24 protein-coding genes and 1 pseudogene are annotated in these 25,633 nt (G+C 53.3%); 10 read left to right on the forward strand and 15 right to left on the reverse strand.

Translation table 11 applies throughout. The features are described from left to right. Position 1: 1 nt before the first annotated feature. The 5 genes from ID864_RS22365 to ID864_RS22385 form a co-directional block, all read right to left on the reverse strand. On the reverse strand, positions 2-784 hold the full coding sequence (locus tag ID864_RS22365; protein WP_048918043.1) for an ABC transporter ATP-binding protein: 783 nt from the start codon (positions 782-784) through the stop codon (positions 2-4). Further along, a complete protein-coding gene (locus ID864_RS22370) occupies positions 777-1,520 on the reverse strand; it encodes an ABC transporter permease (protein WP_099754501.1) in 744 nt (247 codons plus the stop codon). Before ID864_RS22370 ends, ID864_RS22365 begins: the two co-directional genes overlap by 8 nt. 11 nt (positions 1,521-1,531) lie before the next feature. Continuing rightward, the gene (locus ID864_RS22375) at positions 1,532-2,248 is read right to left on the reverse strand and encodes an ABC transporter permease (protein WP_191150382.1); all 717 of its coding nucleotides are present in this window, start codon (positions 2,246-2,248) and stop codon (positions 1,532-1,534) included. A gap of 11 nt (positions 2,249-2,259) precedes the next feature. Next, positions 2,260-3,060, reverse strand: a complete 801-nt coding sequence (locus ID864_RS22380) for a transporter substrate-binding domain-containing protein (protein WP_396018896.1) — start codon at positions 3,058-3,060, stop codon at positions 2,260-2,262. Between the two features lie 403 nt (positions 3,061-3,463). Then, positions 3,464-3,751 (reverse strand): VF530 family protein, encoded by a 288-nt coding sequence (locus tag ID864_RS22385; protein ID WP_099754502.1) that lies wholly within the window; start codon positions 3,749-3,751, stop codon positions 3,464-3,466. A 175-nt stretch (positions 3,752-3,926) separates the two neighbouring features. Between ID864_RS22385 and ID864_RS22390 the strand changes: the two genes are divergently transcribed. Together ID864_RS22390 and ID864_RS22395 are read left to right on the forward strand one after the other, a co-directional pair. Next, positions 3,927-4,334 carry an Exc2 family lipoprotein gene (locus ID864_RS22390; RefSeq protein WP_191150384.1) on the forward strand — a complete coding sequence of 136 codons (408 nt, stop codon included), beginning with the start codon at positions 3,927-3,929 and terminating at the stop codon, positions 4,332-4,334. Positions 4,335-4,809: 475 nt separating this feature from the next. Continuing rightward, positions 4,810-6,849, forward strand: coding sequence for a choline transporter (locus ID864_RS22395; protein WP_048914845.1), 2,040 nt, complete (start codon positions 4,810-4,812; stop codon positions 6,847-6,849). Between the two features lie 175 nt (positions 6,850-7,024). On the opposite strand, the gene ID864_RS22400 is transcribed toward ID864_RS22395, so the two are convergent. Further along, positions 7,025-7,888 carry a DMT family transporter gene (locus ID864_RS22400; protein WP_048914844.1) on the reverse strand — a complete coding sequence of 288 codons (864 nt, stop codon included), beginning with the start codon at positions 7,886-7,888 and terminating at the stop codon, positions 7,025-7,027. Between the two features lie 138 nt (positions 7,889-8,026). On the opposite strand from ID864_RS22400, the gene ID864_RS22405 reads away from it, so the two are divergent. Together ID864_RS22405 and ID864_RS22410 are read left to right on the forward strand one after the other, a co-directional pair. Next, a complete protein-coding gene (locus ID864_RS22405) occupies positions 8,027-9,397 on the forward strand; it encodes an aminotransferase-like domain-containing protein (protein ID WP_224750600.1) in 1,371 nt (456 codons plus the stop codon). A gap of 96 nt (positions 9,398-9,493) precedes the next feature. After that, the gene (locus ID864_RS22410) at positions 9,494-10,081 is read left to right on the forward strand and encodes a hypothetical protein (RefSeq protein WP_191150386.1); all 588 of its coding nucleotides are present in this window, start codon (positions 9,494-9,496) and stop codon (positions 10,079-10,081) included. Positions 10,082-10,083: 2 nt separating this feature from the next. Here the strand turns inward: ID864_RS22410 and ID864_RS22415 are convergent, their stop codons facing one another. Then, the gene (locus ID864_RS22415; RefSeq protein ID WP_062818096.1) at positions 10,084-11,004 is read right to left on the reverse strand and encodes a LysR family transcriptional regulator; all 921 of its coding nucleotides are present in this window, start codon (positions 11,002-11,004) and stop codon (positions 10,084-10,086) included. Between the two features lie 81 nt (positions 11,005-11,085). Here ID864_RS22415 and ID864_RS22420 point away from each other — a divergent pair, with 81 nt between their 5' ends. After that, the gene (locus ID864_RS22420; RefSeq protein ID WP_191150387.1) at positions 11,086-12,042 is read left to right on the forward strand and encodes an MBL fold metallo-hydrolase; all 957 of its coding nucleotides are present in this window, start codon (positions 11,086-11,088) and stop codon (positions 12,040-12,042) included. 121 nt (positions 12,043-12,163) lie between these two features. Then, positions 12,164-12,724: a GNAT family N-acetyltransferase gene (locus ID864_RS22425; RefSeq protein WP_048914843.1), complete on the forward strand. Its 561-nt coding sequence runs from the start codon at positions 12,164-12,166 to the stop codon at positions 12,722-12,724. A gap of 163 nt (positions 12,725-12,887) precedes the next feature. Here the strand turns inward: ID864_RS22425 and ID864_RS22430 are convergent, their stop codons facing one another. The 3 genes from ID864_RS22430 to ID864_RS22440 all read right to left on the reverse strand — a co-directional run bounded on the left by ID864_RS22430 (position 12,888) and on the right by ID864_RS22440 (position 15,894). After that, positions 12,888-14,045, reverse strand: coding sequence for an MFS transporter (locus tag ID864_RS22430; protein ID WP_062818091.1), 1,158 nt, complete (start codon positions 14,043-14,045; stop codon positions 12,888-12,890). A gap of 100 nt (positions 14,046-14,145) precedes the next feature. After that, positions 14,146-15,153 carry an ROK family protein gene (locus ID864_RS22435; RefSeq protein WP_191150388.1) on the reverse strand — a complete coding sequence of 336 codons (1,008 nt, stop codon included), beginning with the start codon at positions 15,151-15,153 and terminating at the stop codon, positions 14,146-14,148. A gap of 90 nt (positions 15,154-15,243) precedes the next feature. Beyond that, the gene (locus ID864_RS22440) at positions 15,244-15,894 is read right to left on the reverse strand and encodes a Qnr family pentapeptide repeat protein (protein WP_048914840.1); all 651 of its coding nucleotides are present in this window, start codon (positions 15,892-15,894) and stop codon (positions 15,244-15,246) included. A 1,190-nt stretch (positions 15,895-17,084) separates the two neighbouring features. Between ID864_RS22440 and ID864_RS22445 the strand changes: the two genes are divergently transcribed. Continuing rightward, a complete protein-coding gene (locus tag ID864_RS22445) occupies positions 17,085-17,489 on the forward strand; it encodes an H-NS family histone-like protein (RefSeq protein WP_048914839.1) in 405 nt (134 codons plus the stop codon). Positions 17,490-17,528: 39 nt separating this feature from the next. On the opposite strand, the gene ID864_RS22450 is transcribed toward ID864_RS22445, so the two are convergent. After that, complete coding sequence (locus tag ID864_RS22450; RefSeq protein WP_048914838.1) at positions 17,529-18,887, reverse strand: pyridoxal phosphate-dependent decarboxylase family protein; 1,359 nt, start codon at positions 18,885-18,887, stop codon at positions 17,529-17,531. Then, positions 18,884-20,098: an MFS transporter gene (locus ID864_RS22455; protein WP_099754508.1), complete on the reverse strand. Its 1,215-nt coding sequence runs from the start codon at positions 20,096-20,098 to the stop codon at positions 18,884-18,886. Before ID864_RS22455 ends, ID864_RS22450 begins: the two co-directional genes overlap by 4 nt. A gap of 78 nt (positions 20,099-20,176) precedes the next feature. Between ID864_RS22455 and ID864_RS22460 the strand changes: the two genes are divergently transcribed. Then, complete coding sequence (locus ID864_RS22460) at positions 20,177-20,623, forward strand: winged helix-turn-helix transcriptional regulator (RefSeq protein WP_048914836.1); 447 nt, start codon at positions 20,177-20,179, stop codon at positions 20,621-20,623. A gap of 151 nt (positions 20,624-20,774) precedes the next feature. Then, positions 20,775-21,203: pseudogene (locus tag ID864_RS22465) on the forward strand (TIGR04028 family ABC transporter substrate-binding protein); the annotation flags it as partial. 271 nt (positions 21,204-21,474) lie between these two features. Here ID864_RS22465 and ID864_RS22470 read toward each other — a convergent pair. The 3 genes from ID864_RS22470 to parA form a co-directional block, all read right to left on the reverse strand. After that, a complete protein-coding gene (locus ID864_RS22470) occupies positions 21,475-22,452 on the reverse strand; it encodes a replication initiation protein (protein ID WP_048914834.1) in 978 nt (325 codons plus the stop codon). A gap of 1,246 nt (positions 22,453-23,698) precedes the next feature. Beyond that, on the reverse strand, positions 23,699-23,911 hold the full coding sequence (locus ID864_RS22475) for a plasmid partition protein ParG (protein ID WP_048918722.1): 213 nt from the start codon (positions 23,909-23,911) through the stop codon (positions 23,699-23,701). Further along, positions 23,908-24,534, reverse strand: coding sequence for a ParA family partition ATPase (parA, locus tag ID864_RS22480; RefSeq protein ID WP_048918721.1), 627 nt, complete (start codon positions 24,532-24,534; stop codon positions 23,908-23,910). Before parA ends, ID864_RS22475 begins: the two co-directional genes overlap by 4 nt. Before the next feature lie 442 nt (positions 24,535-24,976). On the opposite strand from parA, the gene ID864_RS22485 reads away from it, so the two are divergent. Then, entirely contained in the window at positions 24,977-25,327 is a 351-nt protein-coding gene (locus ID864_RS22485) for a DUF3147 family protein (RefSeq protein WP_048918637.1), read from the forward strand. The last annotated feature ends 306 nt before the right edge of the window (positions 25,328-25,633 follow it).

Here is a 25,633-nt window from a genome sequence, read left to right on the forward strand (position 1 = left end):
CTCAATTAACCCGGTGGCTGGAAATAAACTGCTGAAAGCGCGGCGAACCCTGCGCACCAAACATCGCTTCCGGCGTATCCTGACAGTCGATCGTTCCCTGATGCATAAACACCACGCGATTAGAGACGTTGCGCGCAAACCCCATCTCATGCGTGACGACCAGCATGGTGCGCCCCTCCTCCGCCAGACTGCGCATCACCTTCAGCACATCACCGACCAGCTCCGGGTCGAGCGCGGAGGTCGGTTCATCGAACAACATCACTTCCGGCTCCATCGCCAGCGCCCGGGCAATTGCCACGCGCTGCTGCTGCCCGCCGGAGAGCTGCGAGGGATAAAAGTCTTTACGGTTGAGCAGGCCAACGCGATCGAGGATCTGCTCCGCCTGCTCGATGCACTCTTTGCGACTGCGCTTCAGCACGAAGTGCGGGCCTTCGATGACATTCTGCAGCACGGTCATATGCGACCAAAGGTTGAAACCCTGGAAAACCATGCCGAGGCGCGAACGCAGCGTCTCAACCTGTTTGTGGTTAGCAGCCAACTGATGACCTCGGGCGTGACGCTTCATCTCGATGGTTTCACCCGCCACGCTGACCACCCCGGAGTCGGGAATCTCAAGCAGATTAATGCAGCGCAGGAAGGTACTTTTACCGGAGCCGCTGGCACCAAGAATGGAAATCACATCGCCTTTGCGTGCATCAAGGGAGATCCCCTTCAGCACTTCCAGCGAGCCAAAGGATTTACGGATATCACGCATCGAGAGCGTAACGGGCGCGGAATTAGTCATGTTTCTCTCCGGCTATCACAGAAGGAGTAGGCAGGGGCAGATCGGTCATGACGGGGCGTGAGTGCGGTGACAGGCGGCGCTCAATCCATGCGTAGATCTGCACGATGATAAAGTTGAGGATCAGGTAAATCAGCGCGGCACAGAGGAACACTTCCATGGTGCGGTAGGTTCGCTGAATAATCTGCTGCGCCACGCCGGTCACATCCCAAACCGTCACCAGACTGGCTAGCGCGGTAGACTTCACCAGCAGGATCGCTTCGGTTGAGTAAGCGGGCAGCGCATAGCGCAGCATCACTGGTGCAATAATGCGGCGCAGCAGCAACCAGCGTGACATGCCACAGGCCAGCCCGGCTTCAATCTGTCCGTTGGGGATCGCCAGCAGACCGCCGCGAAAAATCTCAGCGGTATAGGAAGCGGTACACAATGCCAGGGCTACGACCGCACAGAAGAACGGTTCGCGCAGCACCGGCCAGACAAAGCTGTGGCGGATCGCTTCGAACTGACCCAGCCCGTAGTAAATCAGGAACAGCTGGATCATCAGCGGCGACCCGCGAAATACCAAAATATAGAGACGGGCAAAACCGCTCAACAGCGGATTACGGCTCATGCGCAGCGCGAGGATCAACAGTGCCAGTACCCCGCCGAGCAGGAATGAGGAGAAGAACAGCCCAAGCGTCACCGGCAGCGCGGCGGCCAGCTTGAGAAACGTCTCACTGAGGAAAGCAAAATCTATCATCTGGCGCTCCGTTAGTTCTGGGCCGCGGTGCGGCTTTGATGTGCCCTGCCAAGACGCTTCTCTGCCCGCTTAAAGGCGGTGTTCGACAGTATGGTCAGCACCAGGTAGCAGGTACCGCCAATCAGATAGAAGGTGAAATACTGACGGGTTGAACCGGCAGCAACCTGGCTGGCGCGCATCAGCTCGACAATGCCGGTAACGGAGACCAGCGCCGAGTCCTTCAGGCTCATTTGCCAGACGTTGGACAGGCCCGGCAGCGCGTAGCGCACAATCTGCGGCAGCATGATGCGCTGCAGAATACGCCACTTCGGCATGCCGATCGCTTGCGCCGCTTCGATCTCGCCCTGGCTGAGCGCCAGTCGTCCGGCGCGATAAACCTCGGCCTGATAAGAGGCGGAAATCAGCCCAATCGCCAGCGCACCAATCAGGAATGGCGGCACTTCGATAAAGCCATCAGCACCGAACAGTTTGCCAACTTGGGTAATCAGCCCGGAGCCACCGAAATAGAACAGATAGATTATCAGCAGCTCAGGGATGCCGCGAAACAGCACCGAATAGCTATCGCCAAGCCAACGCACCGGTCGCCGCGATGACAGTTTTGCCGCCGCCACGCCGCTGCCGACCACGGCACCAACCATCATCGCAACCAGCGACAGCAGCAGCGTAGTGAGCGCGGCGGTGAGGATCAGTGGTCCCCAGCCATTCTCTTCAAATCCAGGTATGGCCATCTTTCGGCTCCTTACGGGGTGACGTTGGTTTTAAACCATTTCTCACTGAGTTTTTTCACCGTGCCGTCGGCCAGTGCAGCTTTGATCGCCTCATCCAGTTTGGCCTTGAGGTCGGCGTCGGACTTACGGATACCCAGCGCTTCGCCTTCGCCCCAGATCGGGCCGCCCAGTTGCGGACCACTAAGCTGCAGGTCTTTATTTTCCGGCTTGCTCAGCATCGAGTTAGCAAAGGTCACATCATCAAATACCGCGTCGATTCGCTCAGCCTGCAGATCGAGAAGGGCATCCGCCGAGGCATTGTATTCACGTACCGTGGCGACATCCTTGAAATATTTATCGATAAACGGTGTGTAGACAGTGCCAGAGGCAATACCAATAGTTTTCCCCTTCAGCGCCGCTTTCAGGCTGGTAATCGCCGGTTCGATCTCTTTCGGGTCGTTGTGCAGCTTAACGACGTTATCCGCGTTACCTGCCTTCGGAAGCAGATCGCCTTTCACGCTGATAAAGCTGGCCGGAGTGGAGGCATAAGGCACAGTAAAGTCGACCACTTTGCGGCGGTCCGGCGTGATAACGATGGCATCCATAATCACGTCGTACTTACCCGCCTGCAGGCCGGCAATCATGCCATCCCAGTTCTGCACCACCAGTTTGCAGCTGATTTTCATGCGCTGGCAGAGGTCGGTCATTAACTCAGGTTCGAAACCGCCAAGCTTGCCGCCGGGTAATGTCATATTCCAGGGCTCGTAGCTACCTTCGGTAGCGATAGTGATCGACTTCCACTCTTTGGCCTGCAGCGGCAGCGAACATAGCATGGAGGAAGTGATCAGTGAGGTAATCAGTACCTGGCGGAATAACAGTTTTTTCATTTAGTGCTCCTGGCGTTGAGGGCCGCTGACTGGCAGCAGGTCAGCTGGCCTGATAAAGAGAAAACGGGCTAAAGGCACACGCGATCTACGTCTAAGTGGTTATGTCATGTATATACAAGTAAATACCAAATAATGCTTTCGGCGAAAGACAAAGTTGTGAGCTGGTCCAGGTTAATTAAATGTTGCCGTAACTTGTCATGTCTTGTACAGACAACTGAAGCAACAATTATGCCAGGACTTCTATTGAGGAAGAGCCGCAGTGGGCTGGAACAGGTAGCGCAGAAGGGAAGTATGACGCACTAAAACAGAGCAGGCTGCACCATAATTGGTGCAACCACAGATAGCTTGACTACGAACGGAGGCGGTTTTTCGCGTTGGCCCAGGGATCGTTATCCTGAGGTTTCTCACTGGCTTTAGGCTCACTCACCGTGGCGATGTAGAGCGCTTCCACTTCCTGGCGCGCCCAGGGCGTGCGGCGTAAAAATTTCAGGCTGGATTTGATGCTCGGGTCGCTTTTGAAGCAGTTGATCCTGATGCGCTGCGCCAGATCTTCCCAGCCATATCGCTCAACCAGCGCGGTGACCAGCGCTTCCAGCGTGACGCCGTGCAGGGGATCTTTTGAAGAGTGAGTGGTCATGGTCATTCCGGTTCTGTCAGAAAATTGCGCACACCATACTGAGCGCAAACGCGTTATGCAATCTCCGCCATCATAGCAGCAGGTGAAAATAACTGTATCTGGAGGAAATTTTGCGACAGAATCAGCAGCGCTACAGTTTTATAAACAGGATGTTACCCCCACAAAAGGAAATGTTATGCCTCGTACATTCTTCGCCATGATTGTCGCTTCATTGCTCCCGTTCTTAACCGGCTGCAACAATCACCTTCCCAGCCCGCAAGCTCATGCCAAAAGTTATGTGTTCAAAACGAAGACGGATTTCGATCCTAACTTCTACACCAAAACGTCCGATACCATTAAAGCCATGACCCCGGTATTTGCTCAGTTCTACGATATGGGGACGAAAGATCGTCAGGCAGGAGTAAGCCGCAGCGAGGCCGAGAAAAAAGCGGCGGCGATGTATCACGATGAAGCACTAAATGGGCTGCAAAAGCAGGAGACGTTCGTGAACCAGACCATCAACTCTCCGGCAGGTAAAAGAAGAGTTCACATCTTCATTACTGAAGCCTCCGGTGCCTACCTTGATGGTTTTGACGGGCGTTAATGCCCCCCTGGCAGCAAGTCAGTATCGGTGCTTAATGATAAAATTCATGCAGAATTAATCACGAGGGGATAACCGCAATATTAACGCGGTTATAAGTAAATTCTCATAAAGAATAAACAGCCCAGAGACAGGAAATTGACGACGATAAATCCCCAGGCTGCCCGGGAAAATATCGCCGAGACTTACCGATTTTCTGCCGAAAAATAGCTGAAAATGAGACGCTAAAGTTTTTTTTAATTGAATGCTCAATCAATAAAACTTATCATCGGTGCTCAAATTTACTCAAAACTTAGCGTCAGGAGGCCATTTGCAGAAAAACTAAAACAATAAAATCATAAAGTTACACCACTCATCACCTGAGAGTTCTCCCAGTGTAATTAGCGGATATACGGCGGATTTTACCCAGTATGCGCTAATGCGCGCTTCGCAGAGCGGACTTCAGGCTATTTTTCTGGTCACTGTTTGCGGAGACATTATGCCGTCAATCGAAATACCTGCAAAACCTCAAAAAGATCGTATTAATCCCGTGGTGTTTTACACCTCAGCGGTTCTTATCCTGCTATTTTCCCTGACCACTATTTTCTTCACCGATTTATCCGACCGCTGGATCAATCTCACCCTTGACTGGGTGTCGAATACCTTTGGCTGGTATTACCTGCTGGCGGCCACGGTTTACATCGTTTTTGTAATCTTTATGGCCTGTTCACGCTTTGGCTCGATCAAGCTCGGACCGGAGCAGTCGAAGCCCGAGTTCAGCCTGATGAGTTGGGCGGCAATGCTGTTTGCCGCCGGGATCGGCATTGACCTGATGTTCTTCTCGGTCGCGGAACCCGTCACGCAATATATGATGCCTCCGGAAGGCCAGGGCCAGACGATGGAAGCGGCACGTCAGGCAATGGTCTGGACGCTGTTCCACTACGGTCTGACTGGCTGGTCGATGTATGCCCTGATGGGGATCGCACTGGGTTACTTCAGCTATCGCTATGGCCTGCCGCTGACCATCCGCTCTGCGCTCTACCCCATTTTTGGCAAGCGCATTAACGGTCCGATTGGTCATACGGTGGATATCGCCGCCGTGCTGGGGACCATTTTCGGTATCGCCACCACCCTTGGCATTGGCGTGGTGCAGCTCAATTATGGCCTCAAGGTGCTGTTCGACGTGCCAGAAGGACTGACGGCGCAGGCAGGGCTGATTGTACTGTCGGTGATTATGGCGACCATTTCCGTTACCTCCGGCGTCAACAAAGGGATCCGTTTCCTTTCTGAGCTGAACGTACTGCTGGCCTTTGGCCTGATCCTCTTTGTGCTGTTTGTCGGCGATACCAGCTTCCTGCTGAATGCGCTGGTGCTGAACGTTGGTGACTACATCAACCGCTTTATGGGCATGACGCTGAACAGCTTTGCCTTCGATCGCCCGACCGAGTGGATGAATAACTGGACGCTGTTCTTCTGGGCGTGGTGGGTTGCCTGGTCACCGTTCGTCGGCCTGTTCCTTGCGCGTATTTCCCGCGGCCGTACCATTCGCCAGTTCGTGCTGGGGACGCTGACCATTCCGTTTATCTTCACCCTGCTGTGGCTGTCAATTTTTGGCAACAGCGCACTGTATGAGATCATTCACGGCAATATGGCGTTCGCCCAGGAAACCATGGCGCACCCAGAGCGCGGCTTCTACAGCCTGCTGGCGCAGTACCCGGCCTTTACCTTCAGCGCCTCTGTCGCCACCATCACCGGTCTGCTGTTTTACGTCACCTCAGCGGACTCCGGCTCGCTGGTGCTGGGTAACTTCACCTCCCGCCTGGCAGACATCAATAATGATGCGCCAAACTGGCTGCGCATTTTCTGGTCGCTGGCGATCGGGGTACTGACGCTGGGCATGCTGATGGTTAATGGCGTGACCGCACTGCAAAAAACCACGGTTATCATGGGCCTGCCGTTCAGCTTTGTGATCTTCTTTGTGATGGCAGGGCTGTATAAATCCCTGCGCGTGGAGGATCACCGCCGCGCCAGCGCCACGGTGAATACGCCGCCGGTGCCGGTCTCGCGCGATGACCGTCTGAACTGGAAGCAGCGTATTTCACGCGTGATGAACTATCCGGGCACCACGCATACCCGCAAGATGCTGGAAGAGGTCTGTCGCCCGGCGATGGAAGAAGTGGGGCGCGAGCTGGAACGCCGGGGCGCGAAAGTGCAAGTCACCGAGATGCCGCCGCTGGAAGATGAACGCCTGAATCACCTGGAGCTGCTGGTGAATCTGGGTGAGGAGCAGAGCTTCCTGTATCAGATCTGGCCGCAGCGTTACTCGGTTCCGGCGTTTACTTATCGCGCCCGCAGCGGCAAGTCCGATTACTTCCGCCTCGAAACCTTCCTGCTGGAGGGCACCCAAGGCAATGACCTGATGGACTACACCCGTGAGCAGATCATCAATGACATTCTCGACCAGTACGAGCGTCATATGACCTTCCTGCACATTCACCGTGAAGCGCCGGGCAACACCATGCCGTTCCCTGAGGCGTAACCCGCTGAGCATCACTCTGACCAGGCTTCGGCCTGGTTTTTTTATCAGCGATGTGGCCTGATGTCGTTTGATTAGTTTAAATAACTGAGTTGGAACGCATGATTATCCAACTGCTGTATAACCGATGAATTGAGTTCGGGTTAACAGCGAGCCTTAAGCCCGGAGCGTGCTTCACTCAGTGAGCAAAGCGCTTCGCGCCCGCCACACACAGGATAATCACCCCTGCGCAGACAACCATGCTCAGAGCTATAGCTTCATGCAGAAACAGCGCGGTGAACACCAGGCCGAAGAATGGCTGTAACAGCTGTAACTGCCCCACTCCCGCAATGCCGCCGAGCGCCAGCCCGCGGTACCAGAAGATAAAACCAATCAGCATGCTGAACAGTGAAACATAGCCCAGCCCGAGCCAAGCCGGTGCACTGATGCTGTGCCAGCTGGTCGGCAGCGTGAACAGGCCGATTAGCAACATTAAAGGCAGGGACAGCAGCAGCGCCCAGCTAATCACCTGCCAGCCGCCCAGCCGTCGCGATAACCCTGCCCCTTCCGCATAACCCAGTCCACACAGCACGATAGCGGCGATCATCAGCGAATCACCGCTGAATGAGCCGCCCGTTCCGCAGGCGATCGCAAAGCCCGCCACGGTCGCGGCACCGAGCAGGGAGAATAGCCAGAAGGCTGGCCGGGGTCGCTCGCCGCCGCGCAGGACGCCGAAGATTGCCGTTGAAAGCGGCAGCAGTCCGATAAACACCAGCGAGTGCGCAGCGGTGATATGGCGTAGAGCCAGTGCCGTCAGCAGCGGGAACCCCACCACCACGCCCGCGGCGATAATCAGCAACGGAATGATATCGCCACGCTGCGGTCGGCGCTGACGTAGCAACAGCAGCAGTCCCGCTGCCAGCAGCGCGGCGATAACGGCGCGTGCGGAGGTAAGAAAAAGCGGGGAAAAGTCGGTGACGGCCACGCGTGTCGCAGGCAGCGAGCCGCTAAATATCACCACGCCCGCCAGCCCACTCCACCATCCTGCTTTAGTTTGTTCCATGTTGCCTCATCATGACTGGAAAAATAATTTTCCACGATAGTAAGAAGCAAACGAGCCGCAGCGAAGATACACTACAGTACAATTTCGCCATTCTGTATGGTTCCATTTACCCATACAGTTAGACATTCAGGATCGGCCATGACACGTACCGAAGCGTTAATCAATGAGATTCGCCAGCGTATTACGGCGGGTTTGCTGTGCAGCGGCGAGCGCCTTCCTTCGGTACGCCGTTTTGCCACCACGATGCATGTTTCCCCATCCACCGTGGTCGAAGCCTACGAAAGACTGGCGGCTGAAGGCGTTATCCGCGCACGTCGCGGCTCAGGTTTTTACGTCTGCGGCGCGCATACCGCCCCGTTAAGCCTGACAGAGAGCAGCCAGCGCCAACCCGAAGTCGACCCTTTTTGGGTTTCGCGGCAGTCGCTGGATGCCGCAGCGGGGGAACTGAAGCCCGGCTGTGGGTGGCTACCGGCTGACTGGATGCCGCAGGAAGCGCTGCGCAAGGGCCTGCGCCAGCTGGCACGATCGCCAGATAATACCCTGACCGATTACGGCAGTACGCGCGGTTCAGCCACGCTGCGCCGCCTGCTGCTGGCGCGTTTTGCTCAGGAAGGGCTGGCGGCTTCCATGTCGCAGATAATGCTGGCCGGTTCTGGCACCCAGGCGCTCGATCTCATCTGCCGCCTCCTGCTGCGTCCGGGGGACACAGTGGTGGTTGATGACCCCTGCTACTTCAACTTTCAGGCGCTATTGCGGGCGCATCAGGTCAATATCGTTGGCGTGCCGTTTACCCCGGAAGGGCCCGATGTCGCGATGTTTGAACAGGTGCTAAGCACCACGCGACCACGACTGTATATCACCAACTCCGCGCTGCATAATCCCACCGGCGGCTGCCTGTCCGCCCAGGCGGCCTACCGGGTGCTGCGCGCTGCAACGCTGTACGATACGATTATCGTCGAGGACGATATCTTTGCCGATTTCGAGCCTGAACTGTCACCGCGGCTGGCCATACCTGACGGCCTTGAGCGGGTTATCCGCATGGGCAGCTTTTCTAAAACGCTTTCTGCCTCGGTACGCTGCGGCTATATCGCCTGCCGTGAAGAGTGGATTGAGGGGTTAGTCGATCTGCAAATCGCCACTAACTTTGGCGGCCCCAGCCCGCTGTCTAGCGAGCTGGTCGCCGGCGTACTGGCGGGCGGCAGCTATCGGAAGCATCTGGACGAGGTGATCAAACGCCTCGACCGGGCGCGGAAAGAGGCGATCGTCCGCCTCTCAGCGCTGGGGATTGTTCCCTGGAGCGTTCCACGCGGCGGCTTTTATCTCTGGTGCCGTTTACCGGAAGGGCTTGATTCAACCGTAGTCGCCCGGCGCTGTCGCCAGCAGGGCGTCGTGCTGGCACCCGGCAACGTGTTCAGCATTTCTCAAACGGCTGGAGACTTTCTGCGTTTTAACGTGGCACACCTCAGCGATGAGCGTGTTTTTCACGTTTTGCAGCAGGCCATGAGATAACGTAAGAGACTTCTTACAACAATATCAGTAAGGGATGATGTTTCCCCGCATGGCTTCGGGCTTTAATAAGGAGAGAGCAGTCAGGGAGCCATTGCCATGTTTAATATTGCCATTCTCGACAGCGATACCTTCAGCTGCAAAGGTGTCACGGATTACTTTAGTACCCGGGATATCCGCACCCTCTCCTGTTCTAATTTGGCAGAACTGGAAAGCACGCTGCAAGGTCAACCTGTCCACGTAGTGATTGCCGAGCTGGCGACCGTGGATGACACGCTTTTCAGCTGCATTGACTATCTGACGCATCTGACCTGCCGCTGGCCGGATGTGCGCCTGATCCTCTTCACCCATTTTACCGACCCGGTACTGATGCGCTTTGTGGTACGTCACGTTCCCCACTGCAATCTGGTGCTGAAAAGTGACAGCTTCACACAGCTGGCATCCTGCATCTTCGCCAGCGACAGCGGTAATAAATTCAACAGCTCTTCGCAGGCGATGATCTGGGAATATCTCTCCGCTGATGGCAGAACCTTAACGCCGGAAGAGTTCCGGCTGCTGGAAAACCTGGCGCGTGAGAAGAACAGCCAGCGCGCCGTAGTGCCGGGCAGTGACAGCATTATGCTTAAACTCGGCTGCCAGGACTTAACGGAGCTGCAGGACAAACTGGGCATGCTGCAGTGGGGCTAACCTCAGCCCAGCATGCAAGCGCGCAGTTTCTTCAGCAGCCAGCGCAGCGCCTCATCGTTGTCGCGCCGTTTGTTCCACAGCAAAGAGAGTGTAAAGGCCGGAACCTTGAGGGGGACATCAGCACATAGCAGCCCGTAATCCGCTACCCATCCGGCAGCCAGCCCCTGCGGTACCGTAGCCAGTGCCGGCATCTGCTTCAGCAACAGCGGTAAAGACGAGAAGTTCGGCGTGACGTAGCGCACTCTTCTTTTGCGCCCGCAGTCCGCCAAAAGCTGGTCTATCGGGCTACTGCTGGCGCCACGATAGGAGACGAGAAGATGGTCATTAGCACTATATTGATCAAGTCTTATCGGTGAAGTGAGTGCTAACTGGAGCGGGTTCCACAGCGTGCAAAATCCCATCTGCGTCACCCTTTCGTGTACCACGCCAGCGGGGGCCCGTTCAGCGACGGAGATCGCCACATCGACCTTATCCTGCTGCACCTGTTCGCCATCCTGGAACGGATCGGTTGCCGTGACCTGCAGGCGGACACCGGGTGCCGTTTGGGCGATATCCGCCATCACCCCCGGCATCAACCAACGCTCTACCCAGTCACTCATTCCCAGACGAAAGGTATGCCGATCTTCAGCGGGAGAAAAGCCCGGCACCTGAAATATCACCTGCTGCATCTGCTCCATCATCGGCAGTAACGCAGTCACCAGCGCTTGCGCGCGCGGCGTCGGCGCCATTCCCCTTGCCGTGCGCACAAACAGCGGGTCGTCAAACATCTCGCGCAACCTGGCCAACGCTCCGCTTACCGCGGGCTGGCCGAGGTGTAACTTGCTGGCCGCGCGTGAAACACTTCCCTCGCGATGCAGTACCAGCAGCACGGTCACGAGGTTCAGGTCGACCCGATTTAAATCATTTCCCCTGATAGTGCTCATTATTTTAATCAATTTGAATGATGTTTAAAGCCGCAGGATACTGCTGCCTTTACTGAAATAACAGAACTTATCGAGGATTTAATGAAACTTTTGCTAACTCTGCTGACCACCCTGGCCATCTCCGTAAACTCGCTGGCAGCTACTGCACCGGTTACCCCACTGGATGCGCAAGCACCGGGCTATTACCGCATGATGCTGGGCAAACTGCGCATCACTGCCGTCTCCGACGGCACGGTGACGATCCCGCTGGATAAGCTGCTGACCCACATTTCCACCGATAAGCTGCGCCAACAGCTGGCGAACGATGCCATGACGCCGCAGGCTGAAACCTCAATCAATGCCTTTGTGATTGATAACGGCCAGCAGCGGGTGCTGGTTGATGCCGGTGCGGGCGATCTGTTTGGCCACAACGGCGGGCACCTGCTGGATAATCTGGCTGCCGCGGGCTATCCGGCGGAAACCATCGATGCGGTGCTGTTGACGCATATTCATGCCGACCACTCCGGCGGTATCTCCCGCCAGGGCAAACCCGCCTTCCCAAACGCTCAGGTGTTCGTCGAGCAGAAAGATGTCGATTTCTGGCTCAACCCGGCGAATGCTGAGAAGGTAGAAGCCAGCCAGAAGCACACCTTTGCTGAATCTGAGCAGACCATTCGCCCGGTTATCCAGGCAGGACGACTGAAGCCCTTTACCGCACCGGGAACGGTATTTGCCGGGATTAAGGCCACCTCAACGGCTGGCCATACGCCGGGCAGCGTGATGTATCGGGTGGAGAGTGAAGGACAGACGCTGGTGTTATGGGGCGATATCATTCACGCCAAAGCGGTGCAGATGCCGGACCCACATGTAGCAATCCACTTCGACGTTGATCAGCAGCAGGCGATAAAAACCCGTGAGCGGGTGTTAAAACAGGCGGCACAGGAGGGTTACTGGGTGGCGGCGGCGCATATCGCGTTCCCGGGCTTTGGCCATGTTAAAAGCGACGGCAGTGGTTACCGGTGGGTCGCGGCAAATTACACCACGCAGCTCGCCCGCTAATCGGCAGCAGCGCGAGGGATAAAGATGCTCACCGCGTATGGTTATCAGATCTTCATCTTTCCAAGCGATCGCGCATGCTGTTAATAATTGTCCCACCTTAACGTATTCAGGGGGGACGATCATGACCGAGCGTATTCGTTTAGCTAAGCCGGAAGAGGCAGAGTGGCTGCACGGGCTGTTACAGCGTGCTTATACTCCGCTGGTTGCGCAGGGGATCAACTTCACCGTATCCCGCAGCACGGTCGCCGACGTGGCTGCCGTGATCGCCAGTGAATCAACCTTTGTGTTGGAGCGCGATGGCCAGCGAGTCGCCACGCTGACCGTGCGCTTTCCCTGGACGCAGGATAATACGCAGCTGGCACCGTGGCCTTTTCTGCACTGGTTCGCCGTCGAACCTGATTACAAAGGGCAGGGTTACGGCAGCCGGATTATTCGCTATGTCGAAGAGAGCTTTCTGCGCGACACTCTGAAATCGCCCGCCGTCTATCTGGCAACGGCGATTAAGCACCCGTGGCTGACTCAACTCTATCTACGCCGTGGCTATCAGCCTTTCCACCGCGCCATCAATCCACTGGGCGTTGAACTGGTCTATCTGACGCGCGTGCTCGATCAGCGGCGCTACCAGCAAGCCAAAATCAAAGAGTATATACACGACTTTATTGAAAACTCGCTGACGGCATAAACAGCCAGTCAGCTATCAGTGCGATGACACAAACAGCGATGCCTAAGCCTGGTGCGGCAAAAATCGACATGCTGAGCCAGTAGATTGCTCTTCGGGAAGCGCTCATCAAATCATCGGACCGCCAAGTTGATGGGGGCGTGTGCCCCCATATCACTGCCACCGCCTAATATTTCAGGCGAAAAGCGCCGATTACGATAAGCAGAAAAGCCGCGGCAACCACCATAAATGCCACATAAAGATCGGCAAGATGCGCAATCCAGCCGATCAGTGCCGGGCCGCCAAGCACGCCGAAATAGCCCAGCGTCGCCACCATCGCCACCGAGCGGTTGACCGGCATGCTTTTTTCCTGCCCGGCCAGAGTTATCAATACCGGGACAATGTTTGCCGCGCCAACCCCCACGAGTGCAAAGCCTAACAGCGTCATCGGCCAGCCCGGCAGCAGTACGGCGATCAGATACCCTGCAATCCCCAGGCCGCCACCGATAATTAATATTCTCTTGCGCCCCAGCACGCTCACCACGGCGTCACCCATCATGCGCATCAGGGACATAGCAATGGCAAAGGCGGCGAATCCCCATCCGGCATGCTGCAGTGCCATACCCCGATCCTGAGTAATAAAAATCCCACCCCAGTCAAGAATAGCGCCCTCAGCCATAAAGCAGATCATTGCCATGACGGCCATTAGCATCAAGCGCAGGTTGGGCCGCCCCGCTCCACCTTCCTGCGGCTGCTGTTCATTACCCGATGAGGTCAGCAATCCGCGAAAGGCAAACGTGAAGACCAGTGCGATCAGCATTATCGCGCCCCCGCTACTGAACAGCGGCGACATTCCTGCATCGAGCATCAGCGCACCGCCACCGGCGCCAGCTATCCCTCCGACACTCCATAAACAGTGAAAACCGGACATTAAAGGCTTATCCGCCGCCTGTTCCACCAACGTCCCCTGAACGTTGACGGCAACGTCAGCCAGTCCGATGCCCATGCCAAAGATAAACAGGCTCAGCGCCAGCAGGCGAATGTCGCCGAGCGTTGCCAGCAGAGGCAGCATCAGGCAATACAATACTACCGATCCACTAATCACCTTACGGCAACCCAGCGCACCAATAACGCGCCCGGAACCCAGCATGGCGATAAGCGACCCGGCCCCAAGGCACAGCAGAAGCAATCCAAGATCGCCGGGGTCCGCGTGCGTGCGCTGCTGGGCGTATGGCACCAGCGCGGCCCATAATCCCATCGCCATACCGGTGACAAAAAATATCGCCCGCGTGCCAAAGCGCCTGGCCGGACTGGCGTCAAAAGTTACGGTATCTTGAAGTGACAAAGGCAGCGCTCCTCATTGAAAGTTACTTATTAAAAGACTTTTAATAAGTAGGCAGTATATTGGCAGAGTCGACGAAGTCAATACGTTCGCCGGATAATAATCAGGTCGTGGGCGAGGTAAACAGACGGTAGTGCAGGAAGTTTTTCAGGGTCAATTCACTGATACCCTGCAGATAATCCTGGCGAATTTCTTCACGATAAACCAATTTTGGCAGGTGCTGTACAGGAATATTGGCCAGACAGCGCTCGCGTATTTCAGGCAAATGAGAAGCTTTAAGACGTGTACCGCCGAGTGCCACCTTGACCGGGTTAATCAGCGCGGCCAGCGAAATGACAATTTTCGCCATCTCATCAATAAGCGGTAATCCGGCATCGGTTTGAAACGGCAGTCGGGACACTTCCCCGGCGAAATCATTGGCACCGTGCAACACCTGCCCGTTGATCACCATTCCACAGCCGGTACAGGGAACATCCGGCTTATAGATATAAGCAACCGGGGCACTGACACCCGCACAGTCGCTGCGATAAAAACCCCAGACGGTAAAATTGATATCGTTGCCCGCTTCGACAAAGCGGCCCGTGCGCATCGCCACGTCTTTCACTATCGCCAGACCGCTAAAGAGTGAAATATCACACGAGGTGACCACCCCATCAACAACCACGCCCGGCAAACCGATACCGATAGCCGCGATGTTGGGCCAGCGCCGCAGCAATGTATCAATCAGCTGATGGAAGGTTTCAGGCGTGAGGGGATGAAACGGCATCTCACCGCCTGCGAGCGTGTCGCCTACGGCAGAGCTGAGGGACCAGACCAGCTGCGCATCCTCATCGCTGCCTGCGGCATACAGGCTGAGCAACGAGAAAAATTCAGGATTGCAGGCGTAACGCTGAGCAGGTCGCCCGCCGCGCGAGGCTTCCAGCTCCAGCGCCAGCAGCTCACCCGTCAGACTCAGCTCGTTAAGTATTGCACCGCAGGTAGCACTGCTCAGGCCGGTCTGCAGCGCAAGATCGCCCTTGGTCGCTGTACCCAACGCCTTGAGAGTCGTGGTCACCAGCGCAATATTATTCTTCTTCATTTCACGGGTGGTATGGGTTACCGGAATATTCATCTCGCCTCATTGCATGCCGAAAAAGTAGCGTAATTTATCATAAAAATGCCGCTGGCTGCCCTACCCGCTAAGGCGTCGCACCCGCCAGTCTTAGTCGACCAGCATAATTCCCAGGCGTTCCGCCAGAATAGCAAGCTGCGTGCTGTTCAGCTTGACGCCTTCAAGATCCGTAGTACGGATATCCAGCTCGCTAATCACGGATTGGGTTAAATCACAGTGGGTGAAATTCGCCGATCGCCAGTCAAACGAGCTGAATTCGCCACCGGAGAGGTCGGACCCGCTAAAAGAGGCGCCCAGCACGTTAGTGCCGACCCAGCGGTTTTCCCACAGTTCGCACTTTTCCAACACCACCTTAGAAAAGTTGGCGTAGCTCAGATTGCTTTTGGTGATATAGGCGCTGCAAAACCAGGTTTTTGCCGTGATCATATTCATAAAGCTGGCGCCACGGAAATCCGCACCCTGCACGCGGCATTCGGCGATCTCAATGCCCAGCGCTTCGGCATAGCCGAAATTATTCATGGTTAAGTCGCAAAGCTTGAAGCTGGCATCTTTCAGGATTGCCCGGCTGAAGTTACAGCCGATCTCGCTTTCACGATCGTAGAATTGGCAGTGGAGAAAGCGGGTATCAGTCAGGTCTGTCGAGGAAAAGTCGCAATTAATAAACTGGCAGTGCTCAACGATACTGCCCATGAACTGGGAGCGGCTGAACTTCTCATTGGCGTATTGCCTGGTCGTTGACATGTTGGGGTTCCATAAAAAGCGGCAGCATCCTGCCATCTCGTAATCTCGTAATCTCGTAATCTCGTAATCTCGTAATCTCGTAATCTCGTAATCTCGTAATCTCGTAATCTCAGGATTATGTAATCACAGGATTGTAGAATCCTGGCAACTTGGATTACTGAATTGGGTTAGCCGCAAATACCTTAACCTGACAGCGGAAAGGACTCCAGACTTAACCTGTGTCCCGCTATCGCGGACCAATATGTCTAGTCTGACTGCCATATCTCAACGACATAATTTAATACGGACGAAATCACAGGAGGTATCAATCCCTCTCCGTTTTTCACCTGTACTGAAGAGACTAACAGCATAAACAGGCTTATCGTCCACCCGTCGTGACCAGCAGTAAACCGCCGCCGGGTATCATGTTTAAGGTGAGACCTCTTGCAAGTATAAAACCGGCGGTGGAATGATGGCATCCGAAAACGAGACTTGGTTTCACCCTGTATGGATAAATGCGGGACGCGGCCGGGTTGCTACTTAGGATATAAGGGTGCTTCTGCAGGAATGGGGTTAACGCGTCAAAAACATTCAGCTGATAAACATCCCTCTGCCCCTTTGGATGGTTAGCCCCTAAGAATCCTGTGAACCGCATCACCACATCCAATTTTTCAGGCCGACATTCAGTGATAATAACCGGTGAAACGGGCGGCACTGCACCTCAAAAAACGACTGTACAGCAATCTGGCTACGTTTCTCATTGCCATTCTTTAAAGTTTCACTAATCAACGCGACCTGTCTGAGAATAAAAGTTCGAACAGTATCCGCAGGGTTGAATCCATGCAGGTGACAGCGTCACCTGATCCGCTTATCCCTCCAATGCATGGCGTAAGGATTTAAAGGAGTTAGCTTCAAAATGCCTGATTTCACGAGGCTAATCTTAAAATGGCATAGTCATAAAAGAAGTGATTAATATGCTAAGAACTTTTCAGATGGCTCTTTTAACCTTAAAGATTGTTAAGATTTATCCCATAAGTTGTAAATATACCTATGCCCCCCCTTGTTTTCCGCTTAAGAGAAACGGTATCCAGGTAACATTTAAAGAAACATTTTTTTAATTTAATGTTTTTTCGTCCTCGAATTGTCTGTACACTGGTCTCCGTTACAATAGTGAACAAATTTAAACCAACTCACAGGTTATGGATTCCGTTATGAGCGAAACGCTGAAAGTATTAAATAACATTCGCACCCTTCGTGCCCAGGCTCGTGAAGTGTCTTTATCTGAACTGGAAGAGATGCTGGAAAAACTCGAAGCGGTAGTGAACGAACGTCGTGAAGCAGATGCGGCCATCGCTTCTGAGATTAAAGAAAAAGAAGAAAAACTGGCTAAATATCGCCAGATGTTGCTAGAAGATGGTATCGATTTAAGCGAACTGACTGCAGCTGATAATACCGCTGGCAAAACACGTGCCAAGCGTGCTCCACGTCCTGCTAAGTATCAATATACTGATGAGAACGGCGAAGCAAAATCATGGACTGGCCAGGGCCGTACCCCGGCCGTTATTAAGCAGGCACTGGATGCTGGCAAGAAACTTGAAGATTTCCTGATCAAGTAAATGCTGACCGGCCGCATCTCACCGTGCGGCCGGATGCAATTACCCTTCTGCTAATATTTCCCGATAAATTCTTGCCATCAGTACGATAAATTTCTGTACATGGATTTCCTCCGTGCGCCATGAACTCACGCTGACTCTCAGCGCCGCTTTACCCTGCCAGAATGTCCCGGCAAACCACGCCTCACCCGACGCCTGTAATGCTTCGCGTACTCTCAGCGTAAGCGCCTCGCTGGATGCCCGAAACAGAACCTGATTGATGACGACCCGGTTAATGACTTCAAACCCGGCCTCACTTAACCCCTCGCCTATCTGCTGCGCCAGCAAACAATGCCGCTCTATCATCGCCGCGACGCCATCACGCCCTAATGTGCGCAACGAAGCCCACACAGGAATACCGCGTGGACGGCGGGAAAACTCCAGCGTCAGATTTTTTTGCGCATCCTGGGAGGCGGCAGAATAGACCGCATCGGCATTCATTGCGCACGAAAGCGCGGCGGAATGACGGCATATCGCCATAGCGCAGTCATAAGGGGTATTGAGCCACTTATGACCATCCGTGGTCCAGCTATCTGCCTGTTCAATTCCCTGCGTGAAGGCTTTAAATTTTGACGCCCGCGCCCAGAGACCAAATGCGCCATCAATATGTACCCAGGCCCCTGCCGCTCTGGCCAGCGGCATCAGCGCAGCGAAGTCATCAAATTCCCCACTATTCACCTCGCCAGCCTGCAGACAGATAATGGTGCGATCATCCAGCTCCGGCAGGTGTAATAGGTCAATCTGCCCTCGGCCATTCACCGGCGCGACGATCAAATGGCGCAGGCCGAACCCGAGTATGCGCAACGCTTTTTTTACCGTGATATGCGTCAGTTCAGAGATTACGACGCGTATTTCTGGTGCGCCAGCTAATCCATCCCGATCAAAGTCCCAGCCGTGACGCTGTAGCAGTTCGCGCCGCGCTGTCGCCAGGCAGCTGAGCGTGCACGCTGTCGCGCTGGTACCGAATCCCACCGCGCTTTCTCTGGGCAGATCGAGTATCTCCAGCAGCCATTTTGCGGCAAGGAGCTCCAGAGTGGCCGACACCGGCGAATTATCCCAGCTGGATGCACACTGATCCCAGGCAATCATCAGGCGCTCAGCTGCCGTCGCCACTGGCAGAGAAGCTCCGATGACAAAACCAAAGTAATCGGGCCCGTTAGACGCAGTCGTGGCAGGGGAGCCAACATCGTCCAGCAGCGCCAGCGTCTGCTCTGGCGGCAGCCCCTGCGGCGGCAGCGGTTCATCAAAACGCGTCAACCCGGCCAGTGCACCACTGTCGGGGAATACCTGCCGCGTCGGGAGAGAAGCCGTATAATTCATGGCGCGCACATCCGCTGCAGCCAGCAGTTCCAGATCATTCATTGTTGACCCCTTTTCATCACGTAATAGCTCCAGATAACCAGCGCCAGTAGGCTAACCGCCGCGCCACATAGGCACACCGCCGACCACCCACCGAGAACATAGGCCTGAGTGGAAAGCAGCGCACCCAGTCCGCTGCCTACCGAATAAAACAGCATATAACCAGCAATCAGGCGCCCACCGGCATCAGGCTGGCTGGCGAAAATCAGCTGCTGGCTGGTGACGTGCAGCGCCTGTCCGGCGGCATCAAGCAGGAGAATCCCGCTGATTAACCACCATAAAGAACCCGCACCTAACCACAGCGGCAACCAGCTGAGCAGCAGCAGGCTCAGGGCAACACCGCTGGTTCGCTGAGCCAGCCCGCGATCGGCCCAGCGTCCGGCGCGGCTGGCAGTCAGCACACCGATGACGCCAGCCAGTCCCAGCGCTCCTATCTGACCATGACTCAGCTGCCACGGAGGATCGCGTAACAGCAGCACCAGTGCATTCCAGAAAATATTGAAGCTGGCGAACATCAACAGCGCCAGCATGCCGCGCAGCTGCAGTACGGGGTTGCGCAACAGCGTTTGCCACAGCGATTGCATCATCTGCCAGCCGTTGCCTGAATCACTGCGCGGTAATTGTGGCAGGTTACGCCAGATGAACGCCGCCAGCAGCGTCATCATCAGCGCCGAAACGAGGTATACGCCACGCCAGCTGCTCACATCGGCGACCAGCCCGGCAAACGTGCGGGCCAGCAATAACCCTACCACCACGCCACCAGAGACTATCCCGACGACCCGCCCACGGTTGCTCTCGCTGGCCGCTGAAGCGGCATAAGCAATCATCCCCTGCGTCATTGCGGTACCCAGCAGGCCCGTCAGCATCATCGCCAGAAGCAGCATCAGCGGTGAACTGGCGACAGCCGTTAATAACAGTGCCGCGATCAGTCCCAAAAGCTGCCAGCGCATCAGGTTACGGCGATCGGCTGCATCGCCTAAAGGAACCAGCACCAGCAACGCGGCGATACAGCCCACCTGCGTGGCAAAAATCATGCTGCCAGCACTGGCTGGCGTTATAGCGAACGTTAGCGCCAGCGCATCCAGCAGCGGCTGGGCATAGTAGACGTTGGCCACACTTAAGCCGCTGCTGCAGGCAAGCAGGGCCAGTTGCCACGAAGACAATTTAGGCAACAAAGGGGGGTTCTCTGGCGTACTGACCATACTGCGCTCCATTTGGTTTCGAATTAAAACCATTTGCAGCCTGACGGAAGTGGTTTTAAAATGCAACCAAATTCAGCGAAGGAAGAAAACATGGCGGACCGTCTCTCTTTAAGCCAGGCCCCGTGCCCGGTGGCGCGCAGCGTCGATCTGATCGGCGATCGCTGGCTGCTGCTGATCCTGCGCGATTCGTTTGACGGCAGCCGTCGCTTTAGCGAGTTTCAGCGCGGACTGGGTATGGCGCGCAATATTTTGTCTGACCGCTTACGCCGCCTGGTTGACGGCGGACTGTTAACGATCCAACCCGCCTCCGACGGATCCGCCTGGCAGGAATATGTGCTGACCGAGCGTGGTTATGCGCTTTTTCCGCTCATTGTCGCCCTGCGTCAATTTGGTGAGAGTGAGTTGTTTTCCCCAGGTGAAGCCCATTCGCAGCTGCTGGAAAGTGCCACCGGGCAGCCGCTGGCGGCATTGCGCGTGCTGAATCAGCAGGGAGAAGAGATTTCGGCTGACTCAACGCACGTTAAAAAAATTACTTAATCATCATGCAATAAACGAAAATGGCTAGATGAATTTCCTGATTCACTCTACCCCTTGTCAGGCTTCATATTTATCGTCAGCGACGACTCAACTGACAATAAAGGCATTCATCCTGCACGTAACTTGGCACCTGACGGGGATTACCGGGGCAATGGCATTAATTAGTGGAATGGCTAACGCTGCCGGGGAACAGCCGATTCAGAGCGGCACGCTGATCTATCTGGAACAGCAGGCGCATACCAACCGCTACCCTCCCGCTGGGGGTTCTTATCTCAACGGCGGCACCCTCAATCAGATTACCGACACATTAACGTGGCAGAATCCCGCGACCTTACAGGTGGAGCCATGAATTGCCGAAAGCTGGACGCGCAACGCCTATAACACCTTTAAACTCTGTCCCGGCGTGACGATCTCTGGCGGTACGCCGCTGGATGCTAGCGCGTTGGCGAAGAACTTTGATACCTACGGCCTTGAGCATAAAGCACAGCGCCTGCCGGTATCAGAAGTCATTAATAACTATGACCACAGTAAAGTCATCGCTTCGCTAACGGTGACGTACTTCTATAAAGAACCGTCGCCGTGATTTCTGCAGGATACCGCAACCATCGATTCGGGCTGGTAAGGCGGTAATTCTTACATAAAATTCTTCCACCTGTGAGCCGACTCGCAACCTAATGTGGAAGAATTTTATGCAAACCCGTAACGGATTCAGATGCTGTTGAGACTGCGATAATCGCTATGTAGCAAGCTTGCCATATTTATCCACAGAAACGGGGGATAATCTGGTGTGTAACTCAGGTAAGCCCGTACTAAAAAATGTTAATAAGCGGCTTATCAATATGATTAGTCACCTATTTTTTTGCGCGCTCGCTGACTTCCGTCATTACACGCTTATGGCTGCTTTTATCACCGATTGTCTTATACCAGGCTGCCAGTTTTCTGACGTCCGTCAACGGGACTTTCTCGTTCCGATCGTAAGTAGCCAGGCGTTCCCGATACTGCTCCATGATATGTATACAGCGGCGTGCCCACTCTCCTTCCAGGTCTGAACCCACCGTCGCCCGCGGCCTGCGGGGAAATTTAGGGCGCAGCGGCTTACTGGCTTCATGAGAAGATTCGTCCACGTATGAGAACTTAATCGACACTACGGTGCGCCCTTTTTTAATAGGTTCCCAAATAACGGAGATATCCGTATTAGCATTAATGCGCGCCAGCGTGGGCTCCAGCAGTTTCTGGCGGAAGTCACGATAATCTTCATATTTGCCCTGCAGCCCGGCTTTTTCACGCATCCAGTCCAGAGCCAGCGTCACTTCAATCGCCTTACTGCTCTTACGTCCGTAAAGGTTTTTGGCTTTGATTAACCAACCGTAAAGCCGCACAGAGAAAGCCGTATCAAGCTTGGCAATATTGATAAAATTAAGCTTGGTAAACGACTCTTTTAGTTCATAAAGATAGGGGGCAACATCCTGACCAAAGCGCAGTACCACCGCACTCTGCTCATCACTGCTGACGTATTCAAGACGGGAAAACCAGGAAAGCTGGACGGTACGCATTTTGCCGGTTTTGCGATCGGGCTGATAGATGGTAACGGGTTTTTTCATCAAGCTTTCGGCAGCTTCACGCAACTGCCGATGGCTACTGGTTGGATTTAACCCATAAATACGCTGATAATCATGGGGAAATAAGCGATACAGCGCGTCAGGCTGGGGTTTCCTGCTGTCGATTTGAGCAAGTGCCAGGTTCAGCAACCGCATCTCATCCAGCGTGACACTGTAGGCCCCTTCAAGGAGATCGTTACCTTGTACGACCGTCAGTTTGTTTAGCTCCATTTAGCAGGATCCCTGTGTGGAATGTTCAGCAGAGTATTCCACACAAAAAATATTCAGGTAAAGTAAAATAACATCATTATTAGCTCTTTAAAATCAATAATTTAATAAGTAACACAGTTTGTGTTAACATAAAATTCCTCCACATTCAGGCAGCACAGGATCCAATTTAGTCGTGGTTCGATCCTGAAAGTGCGAGATGGCAACAGGAAAACACTCCACATATCCATAGCAGAACTCAGCGCAACTTAACCGGAAATTCTTCCACATATGCCCGGCAGCCTGAAACAGGCCATCAGAAAATCATTCCACATACCTTCGGACACACTACAGAAAATTACTCCACCTTTGGCCAGGCTTATCTCTGAGGCTCCCTCTGTCCATGGTAAGGGGGCTATAAGTAATTTCACTAACACCACTATTTCTTTGTTTATCAAAAAGATAAAATAAATTTCCTTAGAAAATCTTTCCACATTTTAGCGAAAAACTATTCAACAGGGGTGCCGCTAGGCGTTTTTGCGCAGGTAAACAGAAAATTTATCCACCTTTGAGTACGACTCGAGAACTGGGCAGCATGCCAAACATAAAATCCATCCACACATGGAACAGAAAAGTGACATGGTCACAATCAAAATTTAGTACAGAAAATTTTTCCACCTTTAGCCTTTCCTGTTACGCGACTCATACATAAAAGAATTCCACGTATGTCTTAGTCAAACAGGTACAACCTAAAATCACTCCACATAAGAAATACAGAAATGTAGTAACTTATTGTTATAACGCTTTAATTTTATGATAATGATTAACTCAGACTGACTTATGTGACAATGTAACGTGACTATTTCTTAAGATGTGACAACTTCGATTTTCATCAGGAAAGGCAGGAACGTGCATGAATATCAGGAGGCAACGGTGAGTAGAAGTTATCCACAGAAAATAACTCCACATAAAATATTTCGCCAGATCAGAAAGTTATCAACAGGAAAAAACTCTACGTATAGCAGGAAAAAACTCCACATATAACAGAAAATCACTCCACTTCAGACAGGAAAAACATCCACATAAACATCTGCAACTATATGATTTATCTCAAAAAAACACCCCCTTAAACTATAAAGATCTAAACTATAAAGAAAAGAACAAACGTTATAGGATCTTTTTTTGAGTAGATCCTCTAAAAACCGATCCTTAAAGCAAGGACATCCCTCAAAAAAAGAGATGCCGCGAGACCAGTCTAAGAGGATCCTTGTTAGCGGGATTCATTCTCTGGAAGCCAGTGCTCAATCAGTTCTGTCAGCACATCCTTCATCTCACGACCCTGCATAAAGCAGGCCGTCTTAAACCTACGGTGCAGATCTTCGTCGATATTAGTCTGCAATTTTTTTACAGTCCCGGCAGGTGGCTTACTCACTGCATCCAGCGCCGGTGCTAACTGCCGATGTTGTCCCAGTTTCATTTTCATGCAAGCAGCTCCAGAATTTCGTTTGTCATCACATCGATCTCCCCTTTTGCACTGCCGTCTGTCGTGTCAAATACGGTTCCACCATCCAGCATTGTGCGTATGTACACCTGTCGCTGAGTCGTCGCAGTTTTAAGCGCCGGAACACCGGTATCCTCGATTGACTCTTTAAGGACCTCAAGCATGCGCGTAGAGGCAACTTTTTTGGTAATCAGGAATCGCGCAATCACCGGCTGCAAGTTTTCGCGCGCCTCGACCACCGCCAGAATCGCGCCACAGGCAGCAAAATCGAGAGGTGAAGGCGTCACCGGAATAAGCACCAAATCGCTGACCATAACGGCTGCTGAAGATATCGCCGTTATGGCCGCAGCGCCATCAATGACCACGTAGTCATAGTCCTTCAGCTGTTTACGCACGGTATAAACTTCTTTTTCGGATGCCGCTTCAGCCAAATCAAATTTGCACTTGGTTTCGTCGTACCAATTGCTGATGCTACCCTGAGGATCCGTATCCACCATCACAACCTTGAAACCCTTGCGAGCCAGGCATGTTGCGATATTGATGGAGGTCGTCGTTTTCCCTACCCCGCCCTTCCCGTTCAGGAAGGAGATAATTTTGGTTGTCATCAGACGCCCCCTAAAGTTTATCTCTGGTGAATCACAGGATTACGTAATCCCAGGATTCTGGGATTTTTAAATCACGGGATTATATGATTACAGGATATAGTAATCCCTTATCAGGAACAATAAGATACCCTGCAAGAATCACAGAATCACAGAATCACAGAATCACAGAATCACAGAATCACAGAATCACAGAATCACAGAATCACAGAATCACAGAATCACAGAATCACAGAATCACAGAATCACAGAATTATTGGTAATCGTAATTTCAAAGGCGACATGCTCAGCCTTTGTACTTCAGGTTTCTTAGCGCTAATTTATATAGTCTGTATCAGATGCGGGGATTTACTGCCTATGTTAGCGGTAACGTTGGCGGGCTATAACGGATTTGTGGCCTGATGAAACCCGATTAAATGCGAGTCATTTTGAGAAGAGGTGTCCAATGGTCTGGTTGATTGTGAAGTATATGGTAACTGCCGGAGTTGTTGTGCTTGTTTCGGAGGTGGCAAAGCGAAGCGATCGATTTGGTGCGCTGCTGGCTGCCCTACCGCTGGTGACCGTTCTGGTGCTCGTATGGATGAAGCTGGAAGGGCAAACACAGGAAAAAATTGCCAGTCATGCATGGTACACATTTTGGTATGTGGTCCCTACCCTCCCGATGTTTCTCTGCTTTCCCCTCATGTTTCAACGATGGGGTTTCTGGATTGCGCTACTGGCTTCATGCATGATGACCGTGGTGATATTTTGGGGATATGCGCTTTTACTTCGTCGTTCAGTAATTGATCTGATTTGACACCGTAATTATGAGTTGGAAACCGTAGCAGGGATTTGAGAAAATAATCCCATAATTCCATAATTCCATAATCCCATAATCCCATAATCCCATAATCCCATAATTCCATAATCCCATAATTCCATAATTCCATAATTCCATAATCGTCGGTATGAAAATCCTTTCAAATGTTGCAACGACCAGGAGAGTCTAGCATCTTGAAATGCTTAGAGGGTTGCAGTCACAACAACATTAAGCAAAAATAATCCTGCAATCCTGCAATCCTGCAATCCTGCAATCCTGCAATCCTGCAATCCTGCAATCCTG

Source organism: Erwinia aphidicola (assembly GCF_014773485.1).
In the GTDB taxonomy this organism is placed as follows: domain Bacteria; phylum Pseudomonadota; class Gammaproteobacteria; order Enterobacterales; family Enterobacteriaceae; genus Erwinia; species Erwinia aphidicola.

Excerpts from the sequence above, each read along its gene's own strand:
- ID864_RS22410 (WP_191150386.1), top strand. The coding sequence starts at position 9,494 with ATGTTTAATATTGCCATTCTCGACAGCGATACCTTCAGCTGCAAAGGT.
- ID864_RS22475 (WP_048918722.1), bottom strand. The coding sequence starts at position 23,911 with ATGAAAATGAAACTGGGACAACATCGGCAGTTAGCACCGGCGCTGGAT.
- ID864_RS22450 (WP_048914838.1), bottom strand. The coding sequence starts at position 18,887 with ATGAATGATCTGGAACTGCTGGCTGCAGCGGATGTGCGCGCCATGAAT.
- ID864_RS22435 (WP_191150388.1), bottom strand. The coding sequence starts at position 15,153 with ATGAATATTCCGGTAACCCATACCACCCGTGAAATGAAGAAGAATAAT.
- ID864_RS22405 (WP_224750600.1), top strand. The coding sequence starts at position 8,027 with ATGACACGTACCGAAGCGTTAATCAATGAGATTCGCCAGCGTATTACG.
- ID864_RS22440 (WP_048914840.1), bottom strand. The coding sequence starts at position 15,894 with ATGTCAACGACCAGGCAATACGCCAATGAGAAGTTCAGCCGCTCCCAG.
- ID864_RS22370 (WP_099754501.1), bottom strand. The coding sequence starts at position 1,520 with ATGATAGATTTTGCTTTCCTCAGTGAGACGTTTCTCAAGCTGGCCGCC.
- ID864_RS22425 (WP_048914843.1), top strand. The coding sequence starts at position 12,164 with ATGACCGAGCGTATTCGTTTAGCTAAGCCGGAAGAGGCAGAGTGGCTG.
- ID864_RS22460 (WP_048914836.1), top strand. The coding sequence starts at position 20,177 with ATGGCGGACCGTCTCTCTTTAAGCCAGGCCCCGTGCCCGGTGGCGCGC.
- ID864_RS22375 (WP_191150382.1), bottom strand. The coding sequence starts at position 2,248 with ATGGCCATACCTGGATTTGAAGAGAATGGCTGGGGACCACTGATCCTC.
- ID864_RS22485 (WP_048918637.1), top strand. The coding sequence starts at position 24,977 with ATGGTCTGGTTGATTGTGAAGTATATGGTAACTGCCGGAGTTGTTGTG.
- ID864_RS22470 (WP_048914834.1), bottom strand. The coding sequence starts at position 22,452 with ATGGAGCTAAACAAACTGACGGTCGTACAAGGTAACGATCTCCTTGAA.
- parA (WP_048918721.1), bottom strand. The coding sequence starts at position 24,534 with ATGACAACCAAAATTATCTCCTTCCTGAACGGGAAGGGCGGGGTAGGG.
- ID864_RS22395 (WP_048914845.1), top strand. The coding sequence starts at position 4,810 with ATGCCGTCAATCGAAATACCTGCAAAACCTCAAAAAGATCGTATTAAT.
- ID864_RS22390 (WP_191150384.1), top strand. The coding sequence starts at position 3,927 with ATGCCTCGTACATTCTTCGCCATGATTGTCGCTTCATTGCTCCCGTTC.
- ID864_RS22365 (WP_048918043.1), bottom strand. The coding sequence starts at position 784 with ATGACTAATTCCGCGCCCGTTACGCTCTCGATGCGTGATATCCGTAAA.
- ID864_RS22445 (WP_048914839.1), top strand. The coding sequence starts at position 17,085 with ATGAGCGAAACGCTGAAAGTATTAAATAACATTCGCACCCTTCGTGCC.
- ID864_RS22385 (WP_099754502.1), bottom strand. The coding sequence starts at position 3,751 with ATGACCACTCACTCTTCAAAAGATCCCCTGCACGGCGTCACGCTGGAA.
- ID864_RS22455 (WP_099754508.1), bottom strand. The coding sequence starts at position 20,098 with ATGGAGCGCAGTATGGTCAGTACGCCAGAGAACCCCCCTTTGTTGCCT.
- ID864_RS22400 (WP_048914844.1), bottom strand. The coding sequence starts at position 7,888 with ATGGAACAAACTAAAGCAGGATGGTGGAGTGGGCTGGCGGGCGTGGTG.
- ID864_RS22415 (WP_062818096.1), bottom strand. The coding sequence starts at position 11,004 with ATGAGCACTATCAGGGGAAATGATTTAAATCGGGTCGACCTGAACCTC.
- ID864_RS22380 (WP_396018896.1), bottom strand. The coding sequence starts at position 3,060 with ATGCTATGTTCGCTGCCGCTGCAGGCCAAAGAGTGGAAGTCGATCACT.
- ID864_RS22420 (WP_191150387.1), top strand. The coding sequence starts at position 11,086 with ATGAAACTTTTGCTAACTCTGCTGACCACCCTGGCCATCTCCGTAAAC.